The following is a 26,538-nucleotide window of genomic DNA, read 5'->3' as shown; positions in this document are numbered from 1 at the left end:
CCTGCACGTTTGGTGATGATGGCGGAGGGGTTCCACACGTACCCATCCCGAACACGACCGTTAAGCCCTCCAGCGCCGATGGTACTTGGACCGCAGGGTCCTGGGAGAGTAGGACGTTGCCAAGCGAAACGTAAGACTAGCCGCTCCTTGAGAGTGGCGACTATTCCCTGATAGCTCAGTTGGTAGAGCACTCGACTGTTAATCGAGTTGTCACAGGTTCGAGTCCTGTTCGGGGAGCCACGCTCTCATAGCTCAGTAGGTAGAGTGCATCCATGGTAAGGATGAGGTCACCGGTTCGAATCCGGTTGAGAGCTTCTCAGTGAGGCCCGTTGGTCAAGGGGTTAAGACACCTCCCTTTCACGGAGGTAACAGGGGTTCGAATCCCCTACGGGTCATTCTTTTCTTCTTTATGAAAAGATAAGCAGTAAAGGTTTGTCAGTGCTTTATAACAAGGATTAGGTACGACATATATGCAGAGACTAGCATTGCCTTTACGAATAACTAATACTTATGGAGACTTAGCTCAGCTGGGAGAGCATCTGCCTTACAAGCAGAGGGTCGGGGGTTCGATCCCCTCAGTCTCCACCATCGTTATTTTCATGACGTTGGGGATTAGCCAAGCGGTAAGGCAACGGACTTTGACTCCGTCATGCATAGGTTCAAATCCTATATCCCCAGCCATCATGAGCCATTAGCTCAGTTGGTAGAGCACCTGACTTTTAATCAGGGTGTCGAAGGTTCGAGTCCTTCATGGCTCACCATTTTCACTATGATTCACATGCGCGTGTGGCGGAATTGGCAGACGCACTAGACTTAGGATCTAGCGTCTTACGACGTGGGGGTTCAAGTCCCTCCACGCGCATACCTTATGTTGCGGACGTGGCTCAGCGGTAGAGCATCGCCTTGCCAAGGCGAGGGTCGCGGGTTCGATTCCCGTCGTCCGCTCCATTTGCGCCCTTAGCTCAGCTGGATAGAGCGTTTGACTACGAATCAAAAGGCCAGGAGTTCGAATCTCTTAGGGCGCGCCATATTTTTATTTTCATATTTCTGCATATCGGGATGTAGCTCAGCTTGGTAGAGCACCTGGTTTGGGACCAGGGGGTCGCATGTTCAAATCGTGTCATCCCGACTTGTATGCGGGTGTAGTTCAATGGTAGAACTCCAGCCTTCCAAGCTGGTAGCGTGGGTTCGATTCCCATCACCCGCTCCAATTTATAATCAAGACCGGAAACGGTCTTTTTTTGCTATATGGACATATTTTTATATCTGCTATCTCTACATACGTGTGATTGTCATTTTGACAAATAGGTCTAATTTAATATTCACACGTTAAAGGATTGTAGTATAATGATGTAGTGCGATAACGCTGTGAAGTCATTATGAGTGAATGATGAAATCTTTGCATAAATAATCATAACTATTAAATTAATTAAAGTATTCGCTGATGCTTTGTTGTATGATGTTAAGAAGATGTTAACCTTCATTAGAATCAACACCGGTGGGGAACGATAGGAGGAGAAGCATGTCTGAGTTGACAGTGAATGTAAGTAAAAACCATTCTAACAATCTGCTACGGCGCGATGTACGCTTTTTGGGAAATATCCTTGGTGAAGTACTTGTACATCAGGGTGGCCAAGAGCTGCTGGATATCGTGGAGAAGATCCGCGAGCTGAGTAAATCGCTGCGTGCAGTATCTTTGCCAGAAGTATTTGAGGAGTTCAAAACGTTGATCCGCAATCTGGATTCAGATAATCGGCATCAGGTTATACGGGCTTTCGCCATTTATTTTCAACTGGTCAACATTGCGGAGCAGAACCATCGTATCCGTCGCAAACGCGATTACGAGCGTTCGGCAGGAGAAACGGTTCAATCTGGTTCTATGGAAAGTGCAGTGCAACAGCTGAAAAAGCACAACTTTACAGCTGAACAAGTAGAAGCTCTACTGGCTGACCTGTCACTTGAGCTGGTAATGACTGCGCATCCGACAGAAGCAATGCGTCGCGTTATCCTTGATATACACAAACGCATTTCTGAAGATGTGAAATTGCTCGACAATCCGACTCTAACGTTCCGTGAACGCGAACAGCTACGTGAGAAGCTGCTGAACGAAGTGATTACACTTTGGCAAACTGATGAGCTGCGTGATCGCAAACCGACGGTTCTGGATGAAGTACGTAACGGGATGTATTATTTCCATGAAACGTTGTTTGATGTATTGCCGGAGTTGTATCAGGAACTGGAACGCTCACTGGCGAAGCATTATCCCGATCATCACTGGCATGTACCGGGCTTCCTACGCTTCGGTTCTTGGATTGGTGGCGACCGTGATGGTAACCCATCTGTAACGGCAGAAGTAACATGGAAAACGCTGCAAATGCAGCGTAAGCTGGCGATTCGTGAATATCAACGTATTTTGCGCGATATGATGAACTCGCTGAGCTTTAGCACTACGATTATTGATGTATCGGAAGAATTGCTTTCTTCCATTCAAAAGGATCGTCTGCATGTGACGATTGATAAAACGTATAGCTGGAACAACGAGAACGAACCTTACCGTATCAAAATCGCGTATATGCTGCGTAAACTGAATAATATCGTCGACGATTCCAAGCGTGGTACGATGGAACGTTACAACCATGTCTCCGAACTGCTGGAAGACCTGTGGACGATTGATAAGAGTCTGCGTCATCATTATGCCGATTATGTAGCAGATACGTATGTACAGAAGATGATTCGTCAGGTGGAGCTGTTTGGTTTCCATACTGCTACATTAGATGTACGTCAGCATAGTCAAGAGCATGAAAATGCACTGAAAGAAATTCTTGCTGGTATGCAGATTGTGGAGGACTACTCTACTCTGAGCGAGAATGAGAAAATCGAATTGCTGGGCAAGCTGATGACTGATCCTCGCCCGCTGACTTCTCCATACTTTCATTACACGGAAAGTACAGAAGAATGTCTGGCGGTGTATCGTACGATTGCCAAAGCACAACAGGAATTCGGCAAAAACTGTATTTCTAGTTACCTGATCAGTATGACTCAGGGTGCAAGTGATATTTTGGAAGTCATGATCTTTGCCAAAGAGACAGGGCTGTTCCGCTTGCTGCCGGATGGCAAAGTGCATTGTACGGTTCAAGCCGTGCCTCTGTTTGAAACGATTGATGATCTGCACGCAGCTCCGCAAATTATGCGCAGCGTATTGGATCTGCCTGCTTATCGTGCGGCTGTTGCTTCGATGAATGATCTGCATGAGATTATGCTCGGTTACTCTGATAGCAATAAAGACGGTGGTGTGGTAACTGCGAACTGGGAATTGCGTCTAGCGCTGAACGACATCACAGCGATGGGACAGGAATACGGCATCAAGCTGAAATTCTTCCATGGTCGCGGCGGTGCGCTCGGACGTGGCGGTATGTCGCTGGATCGCAGTATTATGGCTCAGCCGCCGCATACGATCGGTGGCGGCATCAAAATTACAGAGCAGGGTGAAGTACTGTCTTCTCGCTACTCGCTGCAAGGCATTGCTTATCGCAGTCTGGAGCAGGCAATCTCTGCGCTGATTACATCAGCAGCGATTGCTCAGACAGGCGAGCCAGCTGGTGAAAATAATAAAGAGTGGGATAACATTGTCCGTGGTATTTCGGAAGTGTCCCTGAACAAATATCAGGATCTAATTTTCCGTGATCCAGACTTTATGAATTTCTTCAAGCAATCCACGCCATTGCCGGAGGTTGGCGAGCTGAATATCGGTTCTCGTCCATCCAAACGTAAAAATAGTGATCGTTTTGAGGATTTGCGTGCGATTCCTTGGGTATTTGCTTGGACACAAAGCCGTTATCTGCTACCTGCTTGGTATGCAGCCGGAACGGGTATCCAGCATTTTTATCAGGATAAGCCGGAAAACATGGCAGAACTGCAACGGATGTACAAAGAATTCCCATTCTTCAAAACGCTCATCGATACGCTGCAAATGGCGATTGCTAAAGCGGATTTGACGATTGCTCGTGAATATGCCGGTATGTGCAAGGATGAAAGCTATCGTGCTCGTATCTTCGGTATGATCGAGGACGAGTTCAATCTGACGCGTGATCTGGTATTGCAAATTAGCGGTCAGCAGGAAATTCTGGATAATGTACCGGTCATTCAAGAGTCGGTACGTTTGCGTAATCCATATGTGGACCCACTGAGCTATTTGCAGGTGCAATTGCTGAGCGAGCTGCGCGATATTCGTGAAGAAGGCTCGGATGATGCTGAATTGTTGCGTGAAGTGTTGCTGACGATCAACGGCATTGCTGCAGGTCTGCGCAATACGGGCTGATTGTAGGAAATGATTTGAGATAATGATGTAATTATATAGAGGAAGGATACTATTTAGGTCTTGTAAAATAGTATCCTTTTTTCTTATCATCGTTTGTTCGTTGTTCGTTGTTCGTTGTTCGTTGTTCGTTGTTCGTTGTTCGTTGTTCGTTGTTCGTTGTTCGTTGTTCGTTGTTCGTTGTTCGTTGTTCGTTGTTCGTTGTTCGTTGTTCGTTGTTCGTTGTACGTTGCGTTGTGAGCGCTGGATTTACGAGGTGTGAGTTGTGGATGTTGTTTAGAATAGGTAATGATAGGTAATGAGCAAGAAGACCGGGCGGTATGAGCGATTCTAAGAGAAGTGGTGCATATATAAGCTGTATCAATCACCTCATATAGACATAAAATGTGTAAATTTTGATATTTCGTATACAAAGTACGTCTAATTGTAAATTATCAAAGGATTAAGATTGCAATTTACGGAATCATCCAGTACGATTTTAAGTGGATTGTAAAATGGTTTACACAACAAACAATATACATATCGGGAACATAGTTTGGGGGAGTGATGGTGGATAATCTGGATACGAGATTGGCAAAGCTGGCGCTAAAAGGTGATCAGCGCGCATTTGCCGAGATCGTTGATTTATACAAGGACAAGCTGTTTCATCTTGGCTATCGGATGCTAAGCAATCGCCATGAAGCGGAAGATGTAGTGCAGGAGACATTTTTGAGAGTGTACAAAAATTTGGATCGCTATGATCCGAAGCAGAAATTCTCAACATGGATCTATCGGATTGCGACCAATCTGTGCATTGACCGGCTGCGTAAGCGCAAGCCTAGCTTCTCGCTGGATGCCGAGCTGAATGATCAGGACAATACGGACGGTTATGCGCTGATTCCAGGCGACGAACGAACACCGGAAAGCGAATATATGCTGACAGAGACGCAGCAGCTTATTCATCAAGCAATCGATTCGCTGCCGGATAAGTACAAAACGGTCATGGTGCTTCGTTATTTGCAGGAGCTATCCTTGCAGGAAATTAGCGATGTCATGGATATGCCCGTGACGACGATCAAGACCCGGGTTCACCGTGGTCGGGAATTTTTGCGTAAAAAGTTAGAAAATAAGCTGTAAAGCCTATGTAACAACCCTACAGCAACCGTGTAAAATAAACCGGTTGGCATGGAATGATATTCAAAAAATCTTTCTGCTTTTTTGAAACATTCCTAAAGCTGTACCGTATGTAACAGAGTATTCGCGGTTCCAGACATTGTGCTTGTATGGTATGATGCTCGAAGCGCTATTTTACGAGAAAGGAATGGCTCATATGGATTGCAAACTGGCCGTCACTTATATGCATGAGTACCTGGACGGCGATTTACCCGATGAACAGGCGGATGAGCTAAATCAGCATATGGCTGAATGCTCGGAATGCCGTGCCGCTTTTAAAGAGCTGGAGCAAACGGAAATGCTCTTATTTGCCGTCAATCACCGTAAACCGCCAGTATCTGATGAGCTCACTGACCGGATCATGCAGTCACTGCCGAAGCCGAAGAAAAAGTCAGCCTGGGTTACTTGGTTGAAACGTCATCCGGCATTGACCGCAGCAGCAGCGTTTTTCGTCATTTTGCTTGGAACCCTGCCGTTGTGGGATGAAGGTCCTGAGATGATCGTCAAGGGGCAAAATCTGGATCAGGTTGTGATTGAAGGGAACACTGTCATCGTACCGGAAGGCAAAACGATTGCCGGTAATTTAACAATAGAAAAAGGACAAGCTAGGATCTACGGTGATGTCGAAGGCAATGTAACAGTCATCGACGGTAGCGTATTTCAGGCAAGTACCGCTCATATCTCTGGACAAGTTCAGACGATCGATCAGGCGGTAGGCTGGCTTTGGTATAAGATTTCAACTGCATTCTCGGATGTCGCCTCTACCAATTAAATGAACAATCGAAAGGCGCCTCTTGTACAAGATGGCGTCTTTTTTGTGTGTTTTGCCTATGTTCTTTGCATGTTATACAAAAAAGCGTGTAAAATAAGAAAATAGGAATACCATCCATCTCATGCACAACTCATTTTGCTTCATCTTATGACTTGAATTGAATTTTCTGAAAAAGAACGCAAACTTGTCTACAAGTTGGGGTAATAGGATAATAGTTGGTGCATGGAACGAACGCTGCGATCGTAAGACGCGCGGCATGATCGAACAATGGATTGGAATGAATTTAGCGGTTGGGATATTGAACTGCTCGAAATTCTACCCCTGAACATTTTCTGCCATGCAATACATTCATGACTTGTTAAGGTTCCACCAGATAGAACATAACGGGGGTTGCAGTATGGAGTATTTTGCGGACTTAACATGGAAAGATTCCATTAAAGATATTATCGATATTTTGATCGTGACGTATATTATTTATCAGCTTATTTTGCTGGTACGTGGTACGCGTGCGGTACAGCTATTAAAAGGGATTCTCGTGCTGGTTGTTGTCTGGGCGCTGAGCAGCTGGTTTGATCTGTATACGCTCAAATGGCTGATGAACCAAGCATTTACCTTTGGTGTGCTCGCGATCTTTATCATTTTCCAGCCGGAGCTGCGGCGCGGTCTGGAGCAGCTGGGGCGTGGGAAGATCTTTGGGCGAACGGTAGCGGACGATGAAGAAATTACACGAATGATCGGTGAAATGATCAAGGCGGTGAATTATTTATCACGTCGCAAAATCGGAGCACTGGTCGTATTTGAACGAACAACGGGGTTGAACGAATACACCGAATCGGGTATCAAAATGCAGTCTGCGATCAGTTCGGAATTGCTGATTAATATTTTTATCCCGAATACGCCGCTGCATGATGGCGCGGTTATCGTTCAGGAGCAGAAAATTGCCGCGGCAGCCTGTTATTTGCCATTATCGGAAAATCCGTTTATTAGCAAAGAACTGGGAACGAGACACCGCGCAGCGATTGGGATCAGTGAAGTGGGCGATGCCATTTCCTTGATCGTTTCGGAAGAGACGGGTCAGGTTTCGCTGGCGATGAATGGTCAGGTCGTACGTGATATTAACGAGGAATCGTTGATTGCCAAGCTTCATGAAGCACTCAAGCCGAACGTAACGACCGAGAAGAAAATCCCATTCTGGAAGCGGAAGGGGGGCGGCCGTGATGATGGACAAATGGATCAGTAATAATACGGTTGCCAAGGTACTTGCCCTTGTTGTGAGTTTATTATTATGGGTAATGGTACATATGGATAATAATACCATGCCTACTTCGACGTCATCAGCGGCGATGGGCACAAGTGTTATCCATGATGTGGAAGTACAGCCCTACGGATTTGACGAGGACAAATATGTATTAAAGTCGATTTCACCAACAACGGTCAATATCGAGGTACGAGGACAGTCGGATTTAATTTCTTATTTTTCCAAGGACAACTATAAGGCGAAGATCAATCTCGCCGATATTAAAGGTGCAGGAACCGTCACACTGCCGATTATTGCGGAAACACCGGCTAGTGTGCAGTATGTATCTTCCACGCCGGGCTTTGTACGGGTAACGATTGAGGAGAAAACGTCCAATTCGTTTACTCCGCAAATTAGCGTGCAGGGAGAACCAGCAAGCGGCTATCAGAAGGGCGATCCGGTCATTACCGATGATACGGATAAGGTCAATGTGACGTTGCCGCAAAGTCGTTTGGCTCAAGTCGGATCGGTACGTGGTGTGATTAATATCGCCGGTGCCAATGATACGGTCAGCAAGACGGTAACGCTGTCTGTATACGACAAGGGTGGCAATGCGATGGAGGATGCAACTGTGTCGCCATCTACCGTCAAGGTGGAAGTACCGATTGGAGCATCTTCACGCAAGCTGCCATTGAATCTGAGCTATACTGGTCAATTGCCAGATAATCTGGTGCTGGCGGGAACCGAGGTCAGTGCAGATGAGGTCACTGTGTATGGCTCTGAGGAAGAACTAGCAGCGCTGGGTAATTCGGTCACCGCATCAGTCAATCTAAGTTCGATTGCGAAGGCGGGTACAACTACGTTAACAGCGAAGCTAGATATTCCAGAAGGTACGGATCGGGTGTCGCCTTCAACGGTGCAGGTAACGATTACGACAGAGGAATTCTCTGAACGGACCGTGCAAAATGTACCGGTGAAGCTAAGCGGACTCGGTACCAACTTGGAAGCTACCATTACGCAACCGGACAGTCAGCAGGTATCTGTCAGCATCAAAGGCGCACCTGATGCGATTCAGGCGGTGAGACCGGAGGACATTACGGCAACTGTCAATCTGAGTGGACGTGTAGCAGGTACGTATAAGCTGCCAGTACAGGTCGTTCTACCGGAAACGGTTAGCTTGTCCAATCCGGGTGAGCAGATTACCGTGACCGTAACGGTGACGGAGAGTGCTACAACAACGCCGCCGGATAATGGGCAAAATGGCGGCACAACCGGTAACGGAAATGATAGCGAAACAGGCACCGGTGGTGCCACAAATGGCAATACAGGTAATGATAACGGCGGTTCAGAAGGCACAACACCGCCAGACAGCAGTAATCCCGATTCCACTGGCGATACAGATAGCAGCAATAGTGCTGAGCCTGCGCCAGATGGGACGAATGGCAATACAGATGGGAATACGAATAATGAAGCAGCTCCTTCCGGTACAACCGAAGGAGCTGCCGCAGGTAGCGGCACCTCTACTGCTGCTCCGCCGCCTCAGAATCAGATGATTGATCAGGCGCTAGGAGTACCTGCTGTATCATCGAGTACCTATCACTGATTGCATGGATATAAGCAGTACAGTATTGACAGTACCAAGGGTAAAGACGTATAAAGGAAAGGTTATGATGCACAATCGGTCATTTGCATAAATGACCGATTGTGTCATGGAAACCTATAACCTCTACACATGGGATGAATACCCAATACGGATATGAGATTCCAACTGAATATCAAACATAAGGAGCACAATTCATGGGTAAATATTTCGGAACAGACGGCGTACGTGGTGTCGCCAACAAAGAACTGACAGCAGAGATGGCATATCAAATTGGTCGTTGTGGCGGCTATGTACTGACACACGGTGCGGAGAAACCAACCGTCGTGATTGGTATGGATACGCGCATTTCCGGTCTGATGCTGGAATCGGCGCTGATCGCAGGGATGCTGTCTATCGGTGCACATATTGTGCGTCTGGGTGTCGTAAGCACACCGGCAGTCGCATATATTACACGATTGCTCAAAGCAGATGCAGGTGTAATGATCTCGGCTTCGCATAACCCGGTTGAAGATAACGGTATCAAATTCTTTGGCGGCGACGGCTTCAAGTTGTCTGACGAAACAGAACTGCGCATTGAAGCGCTGATGGATGCAGAAGAGGATACACTGCCACGTCCAGTCGGTGCAGAACTGGGAACGATCGTTAACGATGATGAATCCAAGTTCAAGTATTTGGAGCATTTGAAATCGACCATTACGCATTCCTTTGAAGGTTTGAAAATTGTAATGGATTGCGCTAACGGTTCGGCATATGAACTTGCTCCAGCATTGTTCAAAGAGCTGGGCGCGGAAGTGATCGCTATCGGTGCAGAGCCAAATGGTTTGAACATCAATGATCATTGCGGCTCTACACACCCAGAGCAGCTGAAAGAAGAAGTGATCCGTCATCAGGCGCAAATCGGTCTTGCCTTTGACGGCGATGCGGATCGTCTGATCGCTATTGATGATAAAGGTGAAGAAGTAGATGGCGACTACATTTTGTGCATTTGTGGTGACGCGATGAACCGTGCAGGCAAACTGAAGGACAGCACTATCGTCTCCACTGTTATGAGCAATATTGGTTTCTACAAAGCGACCGAAGAGCTGTCTCTGCGCACCGCACAAACAGCTGTCGGTGACCGTTATGTAATGGAGGAAATGAGACGTGGCGGTTATACGCTCGGCGGCGAGCAATCTGGTCATGTGATTTTCTTAGATTATAATACAACGGGTGACGGGATTCTGACGGCAGTACAACTGGTAGACACACTGGTTGGTTCTGGCAAAAAGCTGAGTGAGCTGAAATCCATGATGAGCAAATACCCACAGGTGCTGGTCAATGTGCGTGTAGAAAGCAAAGCGCGCTATGAAGGCAATGAAGGCATTGCGGCTGCGGTGAAAGACGTAGAAGGCAAGCTGGGCAGTAACGGTCGTGTGCTGGTGCGTCCATCTGGTACGGAATCGTTGATTCGTGTTATGGCAGAAGGTCCAGACAAGGACGAGCTGGAGCAATTCGTTGCTCAGATTGCTGATGTCGTGAAAAAGGAACTCGTTTAAACCGATTCTTGCATAATATAGAAAATGGAATGGCAAAGCCTGCTGTTGTACATGAATCCTCATGTGCCAGCAGGTTTTTTGTTTAGGATGATCTATAGATGGGGAGACGTCAAAGTATAAGGCAGAAGATAAATAGAAGCAGAGAGGAATCTTATGATTCTTGTGAGCTGGAATAGAAGAATTATCTGCTTAACGATATTAAAAATTTTTGCTATAACCTGTACATATACAGTTACTATGAGTGGTTAAAAGGTTAATAAATGTAATATTATGGTATTTGTAAGCGGGTTTTATTTCTGTCATTCAGCCGTAATATAATGCAGCTCTCATCTACAGCATTATGAATAAGAAAGAGGTGCCTCATGCCGATTGGATGTACGTACCAACACGATGGAGGGAGTGAGGTCAGACGATTTTTTGGACAATCTAGGGCAGTTCTCATGGCTATATGAGCAACAGCATCCTATTGTTGCTATGTCGGTTCCATAGCGCTGGCAGCAGGTGAGTTGTAAAGGGTAGAGCGTAAATTATGGCTTTTTTTCGGTGTCAGCAGGGCAATAACACCGCTGTCACATTTTTATCATTGCCATATGCGCCAAAGATGAATATAATGAACGAGTTGCCATTTGTAATATAACTGTAACATTGGAGATATTATAAAGGCGGCATGACTTCGATACAGAAAGTGAGGATCGTTTGTTACCCTTTGCAAGATCAAGCGCCAGAGCTCGAATCACGGACGGAAACAGAATCGAGCTGACGAGGTGAAGGTGTTCGAAACATTCGGCGGGGACCTTCCGGTGATGTACCAGACCGCAAACAGAAATCCAAATGTGGGGAGCGATCCCGGCTACAAAGATTTCTATCGGTACAGAGGCAGATTGGCTGCACGTATGCACCAGCTGCCCATACTCATACGATCAGATGATGAATACGCATGTGCATAAGACTTACAGGATTACGGACGAACGCCAATTGCATGTGCATTCCTAACTAAATATGGACAGCGCGTTCCACGTATCCCTTATGCCTTGTTAACATCCATCGGCGAACTATTGAACGGAGGAATATAAACATGTGCGGTATTGTTGGATATATTGGAGATAAGGACACACAAGCTATTTTGATCGATGGTCTGCGTAAATTGGAGTATCGTGGTTACGATTCCGCGGGTATCTCGGTATTTACAGATAAAGGTCTACAGGTAGTAAAAGCACAAGGACGTATGGCTAACCTGGAATCCAAGCTGGAGCATCATCCACTGGTAGGTAAAGCAGGGATCGGTCATACTCGCTGGGCAACACACGGTAAACCATCGGATGAGAACTCTCACCCACATATGGATGCACAGCACAAATTCTCGGTTGTTCACAACGGGATTATCGAGAACTATCTGGAACTGAAAGATGAACTGATTCGCTCCGGCGTTGAATTTTTGTCCGAAACAGATACAGAGGTTATCGCCCATCTGGTAGCACGCGAATATGAAGGCGATATCGTTAAAGCAGTACAAAAAGCAGTAACCTTTATGCGCGGTGCATTCGCACTGGGCGTACTGACTGAGCATGAGCCAGACAAACTGGTAGCTGTACGTCAAGCTAGCCCGCTTGTTATCGGCGTAGGTGAAGGCGAGAACTTTATCGGTTCGGATATTCCGGCGATTCTTAAATATACACGTAACGTCTACATTCTGAATGACGGCGAAATGGCTGTTCTGACACAGGATGCAGTGGAACTGATGACCATCGAAGGCAACTTTATTTCTCGGGAAATGATTCATGTGGATTGGGATGCAGTAACCGCAGAAAAAGGCGGTTTTGACCACTTCATGCTGAAAGAAATTCACGAGCAACCAAAAGCATACCGCGACACGATGCTTGGACGGATCAATGACGATGGCAAAGGCGTTCATTTCAGCGATCTGAAACTGACTGCCGAGCAAATCCGCAATATCCGTAATGTACAAATCGTTGCCTGCGGTACGGCATATCATGCAGGTCTGGTTGGACGTAACATCATCGAGAAAATGGCAAAAATCCCAGTTGAAACGGATGTTGCTTCTGAGTATCGTTACCGTTCCCCAATCATCAACAAAGATACATTGGTGATCGTCGTTAGCCAATCTGGTGAAACAGCAGATACACTGGCAGCACTGCGCGAAGCACAAGCGAACGGCGCACATGTGATCGCGGTAACAAACGTAGTGGGTAGCTCCATCGCTCGTGATGCGAACGATGTGATCGCGACTCTGGCTGGTCCAGAAATCGCGGTAGCTTCTACCAAAGCGTATACGTCTCAATTGATCGCATTCTACCTGTTCGGTCTGCATCTGGCAGAAATCCGCGGTACTATGACAACGGAAGAAATTTCGGAGACACTGGCAGCTATGGAATCTCTGCCGGAGCAAGTAGAGCAGATTCTGGAAATGGCTCCAGAAATCAAAACATATGCCGAGCATATCGCTCAGCACAAGCATCTCTTCTTTATCGGACGCGGTGTGGACTATGCAGTTGTACAGGAAGGCTCTCTGAAGTTGAAAGAGATCTCCTACATTCACTCCGAAGCGTATGCAGCGGGTGAACTGAAGCACGGTACACTGGCGCTGATCGAAGACGGTATTCCAGTGATTGCACTGGCAACACAGGAAGATGTTTTGGAGAAAACAGTAAGTAACATCAAAGAAGTCAAAGCGCGCGGCGGCGAAGTGATGGTCATCTCTTATGATGAACACCGCGAAGACCTGCTAAAATCGGTTGACTATGTGATGACGATTCCAAAAACGTTGCAAATCCTAACACCGGCATTGTCGGTTGTTACGCTGCAACTGCTCGCTTACTACGCTTCTCTGGCGCTGGAGCATGATGTGGACAAACCACGTAACCTGGCGAAGAGTGTAACGGTAGAGTAGGTTTAAATACAAGCAGGGTTAGTTCAATGAACTAACCCTGCTTTATTTGTTAATTGAGATCTTATAAAACGTAAAAATAGAGCTACACAGTAGATACTTAGTACTGTGTAGCTCTATTTAATATTCTCTCACAATTGAAACCGATACCCCGCACCCCAGACGGTCTGGATATAATGTGGGTTGCTGGGATCATCCTCAATCTTTTCACGTAGTCGATTAATATGAACGGCTACAGTAGCATTATCACCAATAGAGTCAAAGCCCCAGATCCGCTCATACAGCGTATCCTTGCTAAATACGATATTGGAGTTGTCGACGAGAAAATGCAGCAGGTCGAACTCTTTCTTTTTCAACTCTAACTCGCGCCCCTTCAGATAGGCGCGATGCGCTTCGGTATTGATGAGAAACGGTCCTGCTTCCAGATGACTACGATTGACGTTGGTACCAAGTTTGGCTTGGATACGGGCATATTGAGCGAGATTGGATTTGACGCGCGCGACCAGTTCGTTGGGGGAGAATGGTTTGACGATATAATCGTCGGCACCCAGACCCAAGCCGCGGATTTTATCAATATCGTCCTGCTTGGCGGTGACCATCAGGATTGGAATATCCAGCTTGTCACGTAGTCGACGGCAGACGGAAAATCCATCTTCGCCGGGCAGCATCAGATCCAGCAGGATCAGGTCAAATTGACCGGATAAGGCACGCTCTGCGCCTGTGATGCCATTGTCGGCAATCTCGACAGCAAAATGGTTGATCTCCAAGTAGTCGCGTTCAATCGCGGCAATGGCTTCGTCGTCTTCGATAATGAGTATATGTTTCATTGACCTTCCTCCTGCCTGATCAGCGGCAAACGGATAACGATGCGCAGTCCGCCAGACGGTGCAGCCATCGCTTTGATGCTGCCGCCCAGACGCTCTACGGCTTTGGCAGTAATTGCCAGACCGAGCCCGCTGCCTTTGTTGGGATTGTTGCGCGAAGGATCGCTGCGGTAAAAGACGTCGAACAGCTGACTTAGCGACTGCTCCGGTACACCGGGACCATCGTCGGTCAGGTAGATAATAATCTGCTCGTGATGCACCATCGTTTGAATACGGATCATGCCGCGTTCTTTGTTTTTGTATTTCAGGCTGTTTTCAATAATATTGGTAAAGATACTGTCCAATTGTAGTGGATCGGCGAAGATTCGTGTAGATTCGCTTGATAGGTCAAGCTGAATATCCAGCCCTTTGCTGCGATATTCCTCGGTGGTAGCACGGATTAGCGATTCCAGCTCCTGATTCACATCCAGCAGCTCGGGATCGTATGGATAGTCGCCCATGTCCATTTTGGAGAACAAAAAGATTTTGCCGACCATACGGTCGATATCCTCCGCCTTGGTGTTGATCATCGTAATGTATTTGTGACGAGCTTCGGGTGTACTGGCTACGCCGTCCAGCAGCCCTTCGGAATAAGCACGGATGGAGGTGAGCGGGGAACGCAGATCATGCGAGATGCTTGCCAGCAGCTCCTTACGGTTCTCCTCCTGACGGTGGATGAGCTGCATCGATTGCTTGAGCTGCTCTGCCATATCATTAAAATCATGGCAGATGGCGGCAAATTCATCCTGATTGTCATACCGGATACGCGTATCCAGATTGCCGTCACGAATCTGCTGCACGCCTTCGCCAAGTGTGCCGAGTGGCTGGCTGATTTTTTTGAATACAAAATACGTCAAAAACCGGTTTGTAAAGAAAATGGTAATGAGAATACCAACACCGAACAGGATCATAAATAGTGTAATCAGCGAGTTGTATTCGCTATAGTACGGGTCGTCGCTGGTCGCATTATCGTCATACGTGCTAAACGTGGAGATAACGTACACATTGCCATCGACGATTGCTTTTTTGCTATACACGCTGTCATTACCTGCATAGGCATTACCTTCGCCATTGAGTGCCCAGACCGCTTGAAGTAAATTACCCCCAGAGTCGATACTGGGATTGCCCATATTGAGCAGTAGCTTATGGGTTTTGAAATCATTGACGGCAAGCCGCATATGATTTTTTTGTAAATAGGCTTCGAGCTGCTGCTTTTCCGCGGCTTTACGACTTTGAGGATCGCGGATTAACTCGGTAGCAACCGAGATGATTTTGTCAGGTACATCGTAAACGGAGCTTGTTTTGTCGTATTGATTTTTCCAGTATTGATAAGAGAGGTACTGACCGGCTCCGATAATGATGGCGGAGATGAGTACCGGTATCACAATCATCAAAATGTTGGAGATAATCAGGCGATGCTTAATTGTCATACCGTTGCTCCTTTGCGATGTTTGCCTGTTACGGCTTCATTGTAGCATATTCTCCGCACATCCAAGATGTAAGATTAACCACCAACTCGAGCTTGTTAGCAAGACTTGTATCAATCGGTGCGCAGGGCGTAGATTGGACGTAGGCGTGCAGCCTTGTTAGCCGGAATAATACCGAATAATACACCGATAGCAAACGAAAAGGCGAAGGCGATCACTACCATATTCCACGCATACTGAATCGGAAACGGAATAAACTGTCCAACGATCCATACCAGACCTAATCCGGTACCAATACCTAGCAGTCCACCGAGCGTACTTAGAAACACCGATTCGATCATGAATTGCAGCAAAATATTGCTTTTACGCGCGCCGATTGCTTTGCGGATACCGATCTCGCGGGTACGTTCATTGACCGATACAATCATAATATTCATAATGCCGATACCGCCGACGATCAGGGAGATACCAGCGATGCCTGCCAGAGAGGCGGACAGTAAGGCGCTTGTTTTCTCCATAGATTCAATCATTTCCTTGGCATCGAAAATATCATAAGCGGACGGATCGCCTAAGGCGGCAGTCAGCGCTTCTTGTAATTCCTCTTTGACCGCCGGAATCTGATCGGGTGATGTCGTTTTGATCTCGAATGATTGAATCCCTTTTGTTTGTAAAAAGCGTTCGGCTGTTGCGAGTGGGATTAGGATTTTATCGTCATTGGACCCCATCAGGCTAGAGCCTTTCGTTCGCAGCAAGCCAACGATGGTGAAGGTATCGCCATTGAGACGAATATCTTTTCCGACTGGATTCTCCATGCCGAATAATTTGGTGGCAGTTTCCGAACCGATTAGTGCTACCTTCTGGCGATACTGATTGTCGATATTGAGTAGAAAGCGACCGGATTGTACGTGAAAGTCTTTGACGCGTTCATAGGAGGGCATTACGCCTTCCAGTGGTACATCCGCATTGCGACCGCGATGTTTGGCGGTAACATTACTGGAAATGACAGGGGATACACCGCCCACGCCGGGAAGCTGTCCATATGCCATCGTTTGCTCGGTAGTTAATGAGGTGGTGGCACCATAACCCATAATGCTGATCGTCAGCAGATCGGTGCCAAGCCCGCTAAACTGATCACTGATCTGGTTGTTGTAGCTCATACCGACAGAAACGACCAAAATGACAGATGAGACCCCGATAATAATGCCTAGCATCGTTAAAAAAGAACGGATTTTGTTACCGATGACGCTTAGTAGCGCCATACGGATACTTTGAAACAGAATCATGACTCGTTCCTCCGATCTTCGGTCAGCACGCCGCTTTGAATACGAATCACGCGGCGCGCTTGATCGGCAATATCGAGATCGTGGGTGATTAGAATAATCGTATGCCCTTGTGCGTTGAGAGTTTGAATCATCTGCATCACTTCGCGTCCGGTCTGGGTATCCAGTGCGCCAGTTGGCTCGTCCGCTAGCAGCAGCGGCGGATCGCCAGCAAGAGCGCGGGCAATCGCGACACGCTGCTGTTGACCGCCGGACAGCTGATTGGGGCGGTGAAACATGCGCTCCTGCAAGCCCACCTGCTCCAAGGCAAGTGTGGCACGTTTACGCCGTTCCCGCTGAGATAGTCCACGGTAAATCAGCGGCAGCTCGACATTTTCCATAGCAGACAGCCGGGGCAGCAGATTGAAGCTTTGAAAAATAAAGCCGATCTTCTCGTTGCGGATACGGGCAAGCCGATTGTCGGACAGCTTGCGTACATTGCTGCCATCTAGTGTATAACTGCCGCTGTTCGGTACATCCAGACAGCCGATCATATTCATCAGCGTCGACTTGCCCGAACCGGATGGACCGATGATAGCCACAAACTCGCCCTTATGCACAGTTAGCGAAATATCCTGCAAAATAGGCATCCGCTGTCCTGCCATCATATAGCTATGAGACATCTGTTCAATATGGATCAGCGGCTCCATGCTTATGCACCTCCGGTAGATGAGCTGCTATCGCTGCTCGACGTGCTACCGTCTGTGGAGGTGCTTGAACCGGAGCTATTGGACGAGCTGCCCGATGCGCTACCGTCACTGGATGAACCAGAGTTATCGGTAGTACTGCTGTCGCTGGATGAACCTGTGCTATCGGACGAACTGCTACCGTCACTGGTAGAGCCGCTGACAGAATCCGAACCGCTCATATCAAAGCTGCTGCCACTGGTTGGCGCGCTTATTCCGCTCATATCGGAAGATGGTACGCTCACCAGATCGCCTTCTTTGAGACCGCTGGATATTTCGACATGACTCTCATCATGAATACCGACTCGGATCGGTTTATCCTCGGTGATCGGCGAGGTGAGATTTTGCTGATCAGCGGATACATTTAATTTTTGTACAATATAAGCGTCGCCCTGCTGGATAATCGATTCGATAGGCAGGACGAGAATATTTTTTTTGTGCTGCACAAGGATGCTTGCTTGTGCAGACATGCCTGCTTTGATCTGACCGGGGCGATCCAGATGAATCGTCACACCAAAGGTGGACACGCCATTTTTCACAGAGCCTTCGTTGGCGATAGAGGCGACGTGACCGGTGTAGGTTTGATCGGGCAGCGCATCCAGCTGCATCGTTGCTTTCATGCCTTCGCGCACCTTCAGGATATCCATTTCGTCTACCTGAATGGTGGCGCTAAGATCCTGATAGTTAATAATGGTAAACGCTTCGGAACCAGCGCTAGAAGCACCGCCCGCGAATACGCTCACTTTGGTAATTGTACCGTCGGTTGGAGCTACTAGCGGTGCTGGCGCTGCCTGATCCTTTTGCAAACGGGCAATCTCGGTTTGCGTAGTGGCGATGTCGTCTTTGGCTTTTTCAATCGCTAGACGCGTGCTATCCAATTCGGTCTGGGCAGCATTGTCCATCATCTGCTGCTTGTATTGCTCCTGTTTGTCTTGGAGATCGCTTTGCTGCTGACGCAAGGTATTCTGCTGTTGAGTCAGGTCTTTGGAATTGTCCTTTGGCTTGTAGGTGAGTAGTACTTGTCCTTTTTTGACGGTATTGTTCAGCTTGCCGAGCACTTGATTGATATTGCCTTCCTTGTCGGTATAGACCATCGTCTGGCTGGTCGCTTTGACGGCACCGGAGCCTTTAATGCGGACAGTAATATCACCTTTTTGCACCGATACGGATGGTGTAGTTTCCACAATCGCTTCTGTGGATGAACGTGGCCAGAGCAGATAGACGACAATGCCTGCAATGGCGATTGCGACGAAGATGGACGCGGATATCCAGATTTTCTTGGTATTGGTCATGGGGTTCCTCCGTTATTTCGCAGCGCTTTCGCTGTCATGGGAATCGGTACTGCCGGTTTTGCTGCCATTGCCGGCGTTGTCCGTTTTGCCTGTATCTGTCTTGCCTTTGGACGTGCCGGTATCCGGGTTCGTCGTCGGTTGGTCGGACGGTGTAGTGGTCGGCGATGTGGTCGGTGTATTTACGATATTCGGTGTGAAATCGACCCGGTAGCTTTGTGTACCTAGTAGAATACGCTCGCCTTCAAACTCGTCGTATACATTGATGGTAAAATGACCGCCTTTGACATTTTTGTAGGCGCTGCTGGATAAGGTGGTAGCGTATGGTACCGATTTGCCCAGTGTCAGCTCGGTTCCCGGAACCATCGTTTTCTCTTGCATCTGACCGGATGGATCAACCCATTGGATGATCAGATTGTGACCAAATGTACCCATTGTATACGTGTTATCCTTGCTCAAGTTATAAGTCATGTTGATAGCGATGCTTTCCTGCCCTTCCGCCAGCGAGCCAGTGGCGCCAGTAATAGCAAAGCGGTAAGGGAATAGCTCCATCTCACTGCTGACACTAGTTGTTACTGGTGTCGACTGCTTGTTCAGCGCCAGTTCGACGGCGTTGATATATCCAGTCGGCGCGGTGGCTGGGGTGGACATGTTGCCGTTGCTGATTCCTTCGCCGATGTACAGGGTCAGGTCGGATGTATGGACTGAGGATGGTAGCTTGCTCCAAACGGTGATTAGACTCTTACCATCTGGACCGACTGTTTTATCGGACTGATTGACAGTAGCTTCGTAATATTCGTTGTCTGGTGTTTTATAATATGCAACTAAACGAGATGGTAGAGAAGTACGCTTCTCCTCACTCTTCATATCGAGTTCGGTATAAGCGATTGTCTGACTGGAGCCTTCGTATGTGATCGTACGACGTTCCTTGATCTCTGCCTTTTTGCCGTTGGTCTGAATGTGGAAAGAAGAGCCGCGGGCGATTTTGGCAACAGCAACGTTCGTTTGTCCCACATTGAGCGATAGAAATGGATTGTCGCTGTCCAGCATGTTGTTACTGGTGCTAGCTTTGCTTGTGTCATCGGGGGTTGCTGAAGACGTTCCAATTGAATTGGCAGTTGGATACAGCTCGATTTTGAGCTGAGTGAGGTCCACATCAGAGTTGAAGCGTCCGACGATGTAGTAGACGCGGCTTGCGCCAGCATTCAGCGAATGATCATTTTGCTCGGTGACAATTTGGACAGGGCTGCTGATACGGTTGTTTTGTGCTTTCATCCAGCCGCCCAGTTCAGGGAGAGTCACAGAAGACGAACCGGCATTGCGCAGCGTGATTTTCGCGGCTACGATATCGTCTGTAGTCCACGGCATCCGTTGCAGTGATTCTAGCGTTACGCCGAAGCTGCCATCGTTATTAGTAAAGGTATATTCCGTCTGTGCAGATTGGCTCTGTTCTTGACTGTATGGAATCATATAAAAGGCAGTTGGCAAAATCGGACTGCTGTGATTAGCAGTGGCAGTTGCTGTTTCCGCATTGTTGGCTGTACCGTTCGCTGCTGTTGTTGTCGTAGGCTCCAGTAGTTGCAGCTTGAGCTGCTGCTGCTTCAATTGCAGCGGCACTTCGGCAGACAGCTGGATTAGCTTTTCTTCCAGCGGTTTGAGGGTCAGATTGGAAAAGGCTTTGGTCTGGATCGGAAAGGTATAACCTTCCGCCGATGTGATAGATGCTTCATACGCGGGAATGGTCATCGCTTTGCTGCCTGTATTTTTGAGACTGAATTGCATCGTCCATACCGCTTTGTCACCGCTAGTGGATTGGGTGGCGTTTTTCAGCATCGACGTGACTGCATTGCCGTCGATCCACAGCTGACGCGATTTGGATACAGGGACGGTCAGGCTAGAAGAACTGACAGCAGGTAGTCGGAAGGAAATGATCGGCAATTCCAGATTGGTGGATGCTGTGCTGGAATTAGCATCGCTGCTGCTGGAAGCGGAGCCAGTTGTATGTGTAATTTGTAAGGATAGATTGGATGTTGATAAATGTGCTGGAATCGCAGCGATATAGCTAATACGTGTTGTAGCGCCCGGCTGAATGTCCAGCTCTTGACTAGAGCGATCTAGACCTAGTGCATAGCTAGAGCCGTTGGATGACAGCAGATACGCGTTATAGCCGGGTGATTCTAGCGATTCGGTGCCGAGATTGGTCATCTGCAAGGTGATGCGGGCATATTGCTTACCGTTGAAGCTGACGATTTGCAGCTGCTCTGGTTTGAGCTTCAGCGGTGTATGCCCAATCATGATTTTGCGTGGCTGATGAATAGGAACCGATGCGGAATAGCCAGAGGGTAGCGTGAATGTGCCTAGTTTCTTTTCATAATTGCTGCTGTTAAAATCCCAGCCGTAGATGCTAATCTTCGTGCCGTTTAGTCGGCTCTGATCTTGCGCGTTGATATAGTACGTAATGGACTGGCTGGTAGCGGGGGAAATAGTGATATGGTCTTTGTCTTCTGGCACAGCTATGCCTTTGATTGCGCCATTTTGCTGTGTTTGTACTTTGGAAAATGTATTCAGCAGCTTGTAAGGGCTGGATGTACGGTTGGTATAGGTGAGTGTGTATGTGAGAATACTGCCAGCGTTGCGTGCGGACAGCTGAATATCGCTCAATCGCACGCTGATTCCTGATTGCAGCCCGATCGCTGGCAGGCTATTCAGCGAGCTTCCTGCTGAGGTAGGGGCGGCTGCCGATACACTAGCTGGAGACGTCAGCGCGGCAAAGCCAGATGTACTGCCAACCGCCACGATTCCGGCAAGCAATACGAGATAGGCATGATGTTTCTTCATTAATGTTCCTCCCATTTGTTCGATCTCTATATCGTTATCCATGTAAGTTGAAGTCATGGTTTAGCATATAGGGAGGAAATAAAGTGAAGATAAATAAATAGCTGAATATTCTATGTAGAAGTTAAACAAAAGATAAACTTTTTATAAACTGGGTTAGGATAGGGTGCTGTACACGGAAGAGAATCATATAGCAAAGAAGATCAAGTGGAGGCAGGGTGCTAGATAAGAGCATAACAAAATGCTGGATAGAGCATAACAAAGTAGTGAAATTCAAGTAAAAACCCGGCTCCGTCTCAACGACAGTGCCGGGTTTGGGTGGTATAGAGTGTATCTGCAATAGGCGTATATGCCACGGATCGAGGATACGGTTGCATCCGTAGGTCTCCAAGCGAGTCCATTATATTTCGCTTATTTGGCTATAGTACGATCAACGGATCTTTTTCAGGTAAAAGAAGTACGGATCACGGCTACCCTTCATATCCATGATGCCCATAATCACGTCCGTGCTCACTTTGCGGAAGTGATCCATAATCGGCAAATGATCATATACAAGCGTGCTTGTAATACGACCGCGATGCTCGACCATACGGAGTCTACCTTCACCACCATCGCTCGGTACAATCTTCATTTTATCGAAAATGCGACCCGGATCGGCAGCAAACGTTTGACCGTTGCGTTTGTAGAACAGCAGCGGATCTACATTGTCAGCCGAATGAAATGCCTTGCCATACCAGTGCAATTTCTCCAGCGCACCCTCCATTGGATGTCCCGTATGCAGCTCGAAGCCGCGCCATACACCAATCATATCGTTCAGTTCGACGGCATCCAGCTCGTCGTACAGATCAAAGGCTTCCTGCGGTGTAATACGATCTTGATAGGTCATGCTCCAAAATTGCGGTTCCAGTGTTTCGAGCATAGAAGCTCCTCCTCGAAAATTTATAGGTTGTAACGCATACAAGTAAATTGTATAAATAAAATTGGTAGAATATAGAATGTATACTTACTGATTATTATACTTTTGCACCACAACCTAAACATGTAACGCTCAAATTTATGGAGGATCGTCAAAAAAGCAACCCCTGCTACAGGAGTTGCTTTTTGAAAACAGGAGCGAATGATGCTATTTCACCGCACCTGCCGTGATGCCACTAGCAATCTGACGCTGGAAGAACATGTACATGATCAGCACTGGCACAATACTGATAAATAATCCCGCAAACAGCGGTCCCCACTCCGTACGATATTGCATCTCTGCCTGCATGACTGCGATGCCGATCGGCAGCGTATAATGCTCTGGATCATTCACCAGCACGAGTCCAACAAAATATTCATTCCAAATATTCAGTACATTGACGATGGCGACCGTAACCAGCCCCGGTTGCGACAACGGCAGCATCACTCGGAAAAAGGTTCCAAAATAAGATGCACCGTCCATCGCTGCCGCTTCTTCCAATTCCTTCGGCAATCCTTTGAAAAAGCCAACCAGAATAAAAATGCCAAACGCAATTAGAGTTGTTGCATACACCAGAATCAAACCGATGGAGGTGTTGACCAGATTCAAGCGGTTCATCAGGAAAAACAGCGGAATTAGCGCCAGACTAAACGGCACCATCATCGAGCTGATGTAGAATAGAAATAGTACATTACTGCCTTTGAACGGATAACGTGCAATAACATAAGCGCTGGTCGCGGACAAAATCAAACCGAGCAATGTGGAACCAATCGTAACGACGATAGAATTGATAAAATACGTGCCAAAATTGTATTCGCTCCATACATAGGTGAAATTGCTCCATAGCAGCGGCACATCTGGCAGCGCCCACGGTGCTTTGGTGTAAAACTGCTCGTTATCCTTCAGCGCATCCAGCAGCGTCCATAGTAGCGGATAGAGCACTGCAATCGCCCAGAGCACGAGAATGATGTAGAAAATAATCTTGAATATCGGATGGCGTAAGCCCATAACCGAATCATCCATACTGCGTCTGCGCAACGACCATTTGCGAGGAGCGGCAGTGGTTCCGTTCGCCGAGGTAGAAAAGGAAACCGATGGACGCTGATCGTACGGATTGCCGTTATTTTTCATATTGTCTTCCATATTAGATCAACTCCACATGTTCTTGTCGCATAATGCGCTGTAGGGCAATGGTTGTAATGAGAGACAGAATCAAGATCACGACGCCAATCGCAGCCCCGTAACCGAAATGAAACTGCTGAAAAGCCATCTGGTACAAATATGAGCCCATAACCTGAGTCGAGTTATCTGGTCCGCCATTGGTCATAATCATAACGATGACAAATGAGCCGTTCAGCGTGGTCATCATAATATTGAGCACCGATACTTTAATCTGTTCCCAGATTAGCGGTAGCGTAATATGCGTAAACTGATGCCATTGACTCGCGCCTTCCAGCGCAGATGCTTCGTAATACGATTCGGGAATGCCCTGAATCGCTGCAATAAGCAGAATCATGTAAAATCCGATACCTGCCCAGATTGTCGGCGGCAGCAGCATCCAAATCGTATGAAACGGAAATCCGAGCCATGCCGTGGTGACCTGCGTACCGGTAATTAATGACAGGAACGAATTGAGAAAGCCAATCTGCGGATTATAAATAAACGCCCACAGTACCCCGATGACAACGACCGAGATAACATTCGGAATAAAGAAGATCGAGCGGAAAAACTGGGCGAATTTCAATCGGAAGCGAGTAAGAGCTACCGCGAAGAAAGTTGCCAGCAGCATAATCCCTACCATTTTTCCAGCCACTAGAAAATAGTCATTGCCGATTGCCTTCCACATGATCGGGTCCTTGAATAGATTGACAAAGTTATCGAGACCGACAAAATCCTTGTTCTCGGATGAGCCAGACCAGTCAAACAATGAGTAATACAGCGCTTCGATAATCGGATATACCATGAATACGCAGTAGAGCAGAAGCGCAGGAATAATGAACGAAGCGATAAACACGTACCGTTGCCATGATTTTGCCGCCATATGCAGCCACCATCCTTTCTGGAGTCCAGATCATGAAAACAGGAGACAGCCGGTTGGCGATCTCCTGCTGACATTGCCTAGTTACTGGGCTGCTTTTTGTGCAGCTGCTGAGACGCGTTCGACCCATCCGTTCGGGTCAATTGTGCCAATCGTCAGCGCGACCGTTGCATCATTCATCGCTTTTTCCACATCGGCATTAAACGTAATTGTCGGTACGACGACTGTTTGATCGGAGCTTAGTGCCGCCGCCGCTTGTTTTACAAATTCAGGTGCTTTGGATGAACTGATATCGCCTTTAATATTGGATGGCGCACCAGCCAGCTCTGCCCATTGCGAAGCCTGTGCTTTAGCAAAGATAAATTGGATAAAGGCATACGCAGCTTCTTTGTTTTTCGCTTTGGAGGCTACACCGACGGTCGCAGTTGACGTAACAGCAACGGCTTTTCCGCCAGACTTTTGCGTAATGGATGGAGTGAAGGCAAACTCGAAGCCATCTGGTACATCCTTGGACATTTCGTTTGGCATCCACAGACCGTTGGCGATAAACGCATCCTTATGTTGTAGGAAGAGCATTTGCGAATCGGTGTGATTCAGCTGTACGGATGCAGGATCGATAATGCCTTTGTCACGCATCTGCACAATTTGGTTCAGCGCCGTCATTACGGCAGGAGATTGGAAGGCAGTTACATCGTTGGCAGCCATCTTTTGCAGTACGGAATAATCATCATTGTTCGCGGATACAATCGCCGGATACAGAATCGAGTTGTTAATATAGTACGGATAGATGCCCGTATGGATAAATGGCGAGACGCCATCCGCTTTGATCTTGTCGCTGACAGAGAGGAAGGAGTCGAAGTCTTTCGGCGCTGTCCATCCTTTGTCATCGAAAAATTTCTGATCCCAGAACACGCCCCATGAACTTAGCGCCAGTGGGATGCTGTACACTTTGCCGTCATATTGCTCCGGCTGCTGATTTAGCACATCTGAGATTGGCGTGCCATCAATATTTTTGGCAGTTTTAAACCAATCGGTCATATCTTCCAGTTGCCCGTCTTCAATCATCTGGCGCACATTTAGACCCGCACCATCCACGTAAACGAAATCGGGCGGATTGCCCGCTACCCAGCGCGGTTTCATTTGATCATTGATTTTGGGACCAGCACTGACCTTGATATTCAAATCGGGGTTCGCTTTCTGGAAGTCTTCCGTTACCTGTTTCCACCATGCGTCGCCATAACCACCGACAAAGTATTGAATCTCAAAATCGCCGCTCAAGCCGGTACCGGATGATTCGCCAGAGCCGCTGCTGCTAGCGCTGTTGCTGGAGCCAGCATCGTTACCGCAACCTGCGAGCAGCGAAACGGATAACAGTGCCGTAGCACTCAGGGCAGAAAGTTTCGTTTTCCATGACATATAAATCAAACCCCCTATGTAATGTAATAATGACGCCATGCTGCACATTGTAGATACGATCGGCGTTTTTATTCATCATAGGGGATTTAAGCTAACGTATATATTGAATATCTTGCTAAAAATCTTTAATTTCTTTCAAATCTAAACAAATCATATGAATTGATGTTATGAAAAATGACTTTTATTTTACA

At 47.5% G+C, this 26,538-nt stretch carries 17 protein-coding genes, 11 tRNA genes and 1 rRNA gene; 19 read left to right on the top strand and 10 right to left on the bottom strand.

What is annotated here, in order from left to right; translation table 11 throughout:
• Positions 1–8 precede the first annotated feature (8 nt).
• The 19 genes from rrf (at position 9) to glmS (ending at position 13,522) form a co-directional block, all read left to right on the top strand.
• A 5S ribosomal RNA gene (gene rrf, locus ABXR35_RS22365) occupies positions 9–125 on the top strand.
• A gap of 39 nt (positions 126–164) precedes the next feature.
• Positions 165–240, top strand: a tRNA-Asn gene (locus tag ABXR35_RS22360).
• A 1-nt stretch (position 241) separates the two neighbouring features.
• A tRNA-Thr gene (locus tag ABXR35_RS22355) sits at positions 242–314 on the top strand.
• Between the two features lie 9 nt (positions 315–323).
• A tRNA-Glu gene (locus ABXR35_RS22350) sits at positions 324–395 on the top strand.
• 117 nt (positions 396–512) lie between these two features.
• Positions 513–588, top strand: a tRNA-Val gene (locus ABXR35_RS22345).
• An 18-nt stretch (positions 589–606) separates the two neighbouring features.
• A tRNA-Gln gene (locus tag ABXR35_RS22340) sits at positions 607–681 on the top strand.
• 4 nt (positions 682–685) lie between these two features.
• Positions 686–761, top strand: a tRNA-Lys gene (locus tag ABXR35_RS22335).
• 19 nt (positions 762–780) lie between these two features.
• Positions 781–862 (top strand) — tRNA-Leu (locus tag ABXR35_RS22330).
• Positions 863–873: 11 nt separating this feature from the next.
• Positions 874–948 (top strand) — tRNA-Gly (locus ABXR35_RS22325).
• 3 nt (positions 949–951) lie between these two features.
• Positions 952–1,028 (top strand) — tRNA-Arg (locus tag ABXR35_RS22320).
• Positions 1,029–1,055: 27 nt separating this feature from the next.
• Positions 1,056–1,129: transfer RNA gene (locus ABXR35_RS22315), tRNA-Pro, on the top strand.
• Between the two features lie 7 nt (positions 1,130–1,136).
• Positions 1,137–1,210: transfer RNA gene (locus tag ABXR35_RS22310), tRNA-Gly, on the top strand.
• A 312-nt stretch (positions 1,211–1,522) separates the two neighbouring features.
• Complete coding sequence (gene ppc, locus ABXR35_RS22305) at positions 1,523–4,318, top strand: phosphoenolpyruvate carboxylase (protein WP_367064271.1); 2,796 nt, start codon at positions 1,523–1,525, stop codon at positions 4,316–4,318.
• 543 nt (positions 4,319–4,861) lie between these two features.
• A complete protein-coding gene (gene sigW, locus ABXR35_RS22300; RefSeq protein WP_188777435.1) occupies positions 4,862–5,431 on the top strand; it encodes an RNA polymerase sigma factor SigW in 570 nt (189 codons plus the stop codon).
• Positions 5,432–5,624: 193 nt separating this feature from the next.
• Entirely contained in the window at positions 5,625–6,239 is a 615-nt protein-coding gene (locus ABXR35_RS22295) for a zf-HC2 domain-containing protein (RefSeq protein ID WP_367064270.1), read from the top strand.
• A 397-nt stretch (positions 6,240–6,636) separates the two neighbouring features.
• Complete coding sequence (gene cdaA, locus ABXR35_RS22290) at positions 6,637–7,479, top strand: diadenylate cyclase CdaA (RefSeq protein WP_367064269.1); 843 nt, start codon at positions 6,637–6,639, stop codon at positions 7,477–7,479.
• Positions 7,457–9,079, top strand: coding sequence for a CdaR family protein (locus ABXR35_RS22285; RefSeq protein ID WP_367064268.1), 1,623 nt, complete (start codon positions 7,457–7,459; stop codon positions 9,077–9,079). The genes cdaA and ABXR35_RS22285 overlap by 23 nt, the downstream gene beginning before the upstream one ends.
• Before the next feature lie 194 nt (positions 9,080–9,273).
• Positions 9,274–10,614 (top strand): phosphoglucosamine mutase, encoded by a 1,341-nt coding sequence (gene glmM / locus ABXR35_RS22280; protein WP_367064267.1) that lies wholly within the window; start codon positions 9,274–9,276, stop codon positions 10,612–10,614.
• A 1,075-nt stretch (positions 10,615–11,689) separates the two neighbouring features.
• Positions 11,690–13,522 (top strand): glutamine--fructose-6-phosphate transaminase (isomerizing), encoded by a 1,833-nt coding sequence (gene glmS / locus ABXR35_RS22275; protein ID WP_367064266.1) that lies wholly within the window; start codon positions 11,690–11,692, stop codon positions 13,520–13,522.
• A 128-nt stretch (positions 13,523–13,650) separates the two neighbouring features.
• Here glmS and ABXR35_RS22270 read toward each other — a convergent pair whose 3' ends face one another.
• From ABXR35_RS22270 to ABXR35_RS22225, 10 genes are all read right to left on the bottom strand, one after another.
• On the bottom strand, positions 13,651–14,346 hold the full coding sequence (locus ABXR35_RS22270) for a response regulator transcription factor (protein ID WP_367064265.1): 696 nt from the start codon (positions 14,344–14,346) through the stop codon (positions 13,651–13,653).
• Positions 14,343–15,812 carry a sensor histidine kinase gene (locus ABXR35_RS22265; RefSeq protein WP_367064264.1) on the bottom strand — a complete coding sequence of 490 codons (1,470 nt, stop codon included), beginning with the start codon at positions 15,810–15,812 and terminating at the stop codon, positions 14,343–14,345. The genes ABXR35_RS22270 and ABXR35_RS22265 overlap by 4 nt, the downstream gene beginning before the upstream one ends.
• Before the next feature lie 110 nt (positions 15,813–15,922).
• Complete coding sequence (locus tag ABXR35_RS22260) at positions 15,923–17,092, bottom strand: ABC transporter permease (RefSeq protein WP_367064263.1); 1,170 nt, start codon at positions 17,090–17,092, stop codon at positions 15,923–15,925.
• Entirely contained in the window at positions 17,089–17,778 is a 690-nt protein-coding gene (locus ABXR35_RS22255) for an ABC transporter ATP-binding protein (RefSeq protein ID WP_367064262.1), read from the bottom strand. Before ABXR35_RS22255 ends, ABXR35_RS22260 begins: the two co-directional genes overlap by 4 nt.
• Positions 17,779–17,780: 2 nt before the next feature.
• Positions 17,781–19,106 (bottom strand): efflux RND transporter periplasmic adaptor subunit, encoded by a 1,326-nt coding sequence (locus tag ABXR35_RS22250; protein ID WP_367064261.1) that lies wholly within the window; start codon positions 19,104–19,106, stop codon positions 17,781–17,783.
• Between the two features lie 12 nt (positions 19,107–19,118).
• On the bottom strand, positions 19,119–21,941 hold the full coding sequence (locus ABXR35_RS22245) for a hypothetical protein (RefSeq protein ID WP_367064260.1): 2,823 nt from the start codon (positions 21,939–21,941) through the stop codon (positions 19,119–19,121).
• A 427-nt stretch (positions 21,942–22,368) separates the two neighbouring features.
• Complete coding sequence (locus tag ABXR35_RS22240) at positions 22,369–22,857, bottom strand: DUF4334 domain-containing protein (RefSeq protein ID WP_367064259.1); 489 nt, start codon at positions 22,855–22,857, stop codon at positions 22,369–22,371.
• Between the two features lie 204 nt (positions 22,858–23,061).
• The gene (locus ABXR35_RS22235) at positions 23,062–23,901 is read right to left on the bottom strand and encodes a carbohydrate ABC transporter permease (RefSeq protein WP_436669405.1); all 840 of its coding nucleotides are present in this window, start codon (positions 23,899–23,901) and stop codon (positions 23,062–23,064) included.
• Between the two features lie 136 nt (positions 23,902–24,037).
• Positions 24,038–24,934, bottom strand: coding sequence for a carbohydrate ABC transporter permease (locus ABXR35_RS22230; RefSeq protein WP_367064258.1), 897 nt, complete (start codon positions 24,932–24,934; stop codon positions 24,038–24,040).
• 81 nt (positions 24,935–25,015) lie between these two features.
• Positions 25,016–26,347 (bottom strand): ABC transporter substrate-binding protein, encoded by a 1,332-nt coding sequence (locus ABXR35_RS22225; RefSeq protein WP_367064257.1) that lies wholly within the window; start codon positions 26,345–26,347, stop codon positions 25,016–25,018.
• Positions 26,348–26,538 lie beyond the last annotated feature (191 nt).

It is taken from the genome of Paenibacillus sp. JQZ6Y-1 (assembly GCF_040719145.1).
GTDB lineage: Bacteria > Bacillota > Bacilli > Paenibacillales > Paenibacillaceae > Saccharibacillus > Saccharibacillus kandeliae.
This window is presented reverse-complemented; position numbering and strand designations above follow the sequence as displayed.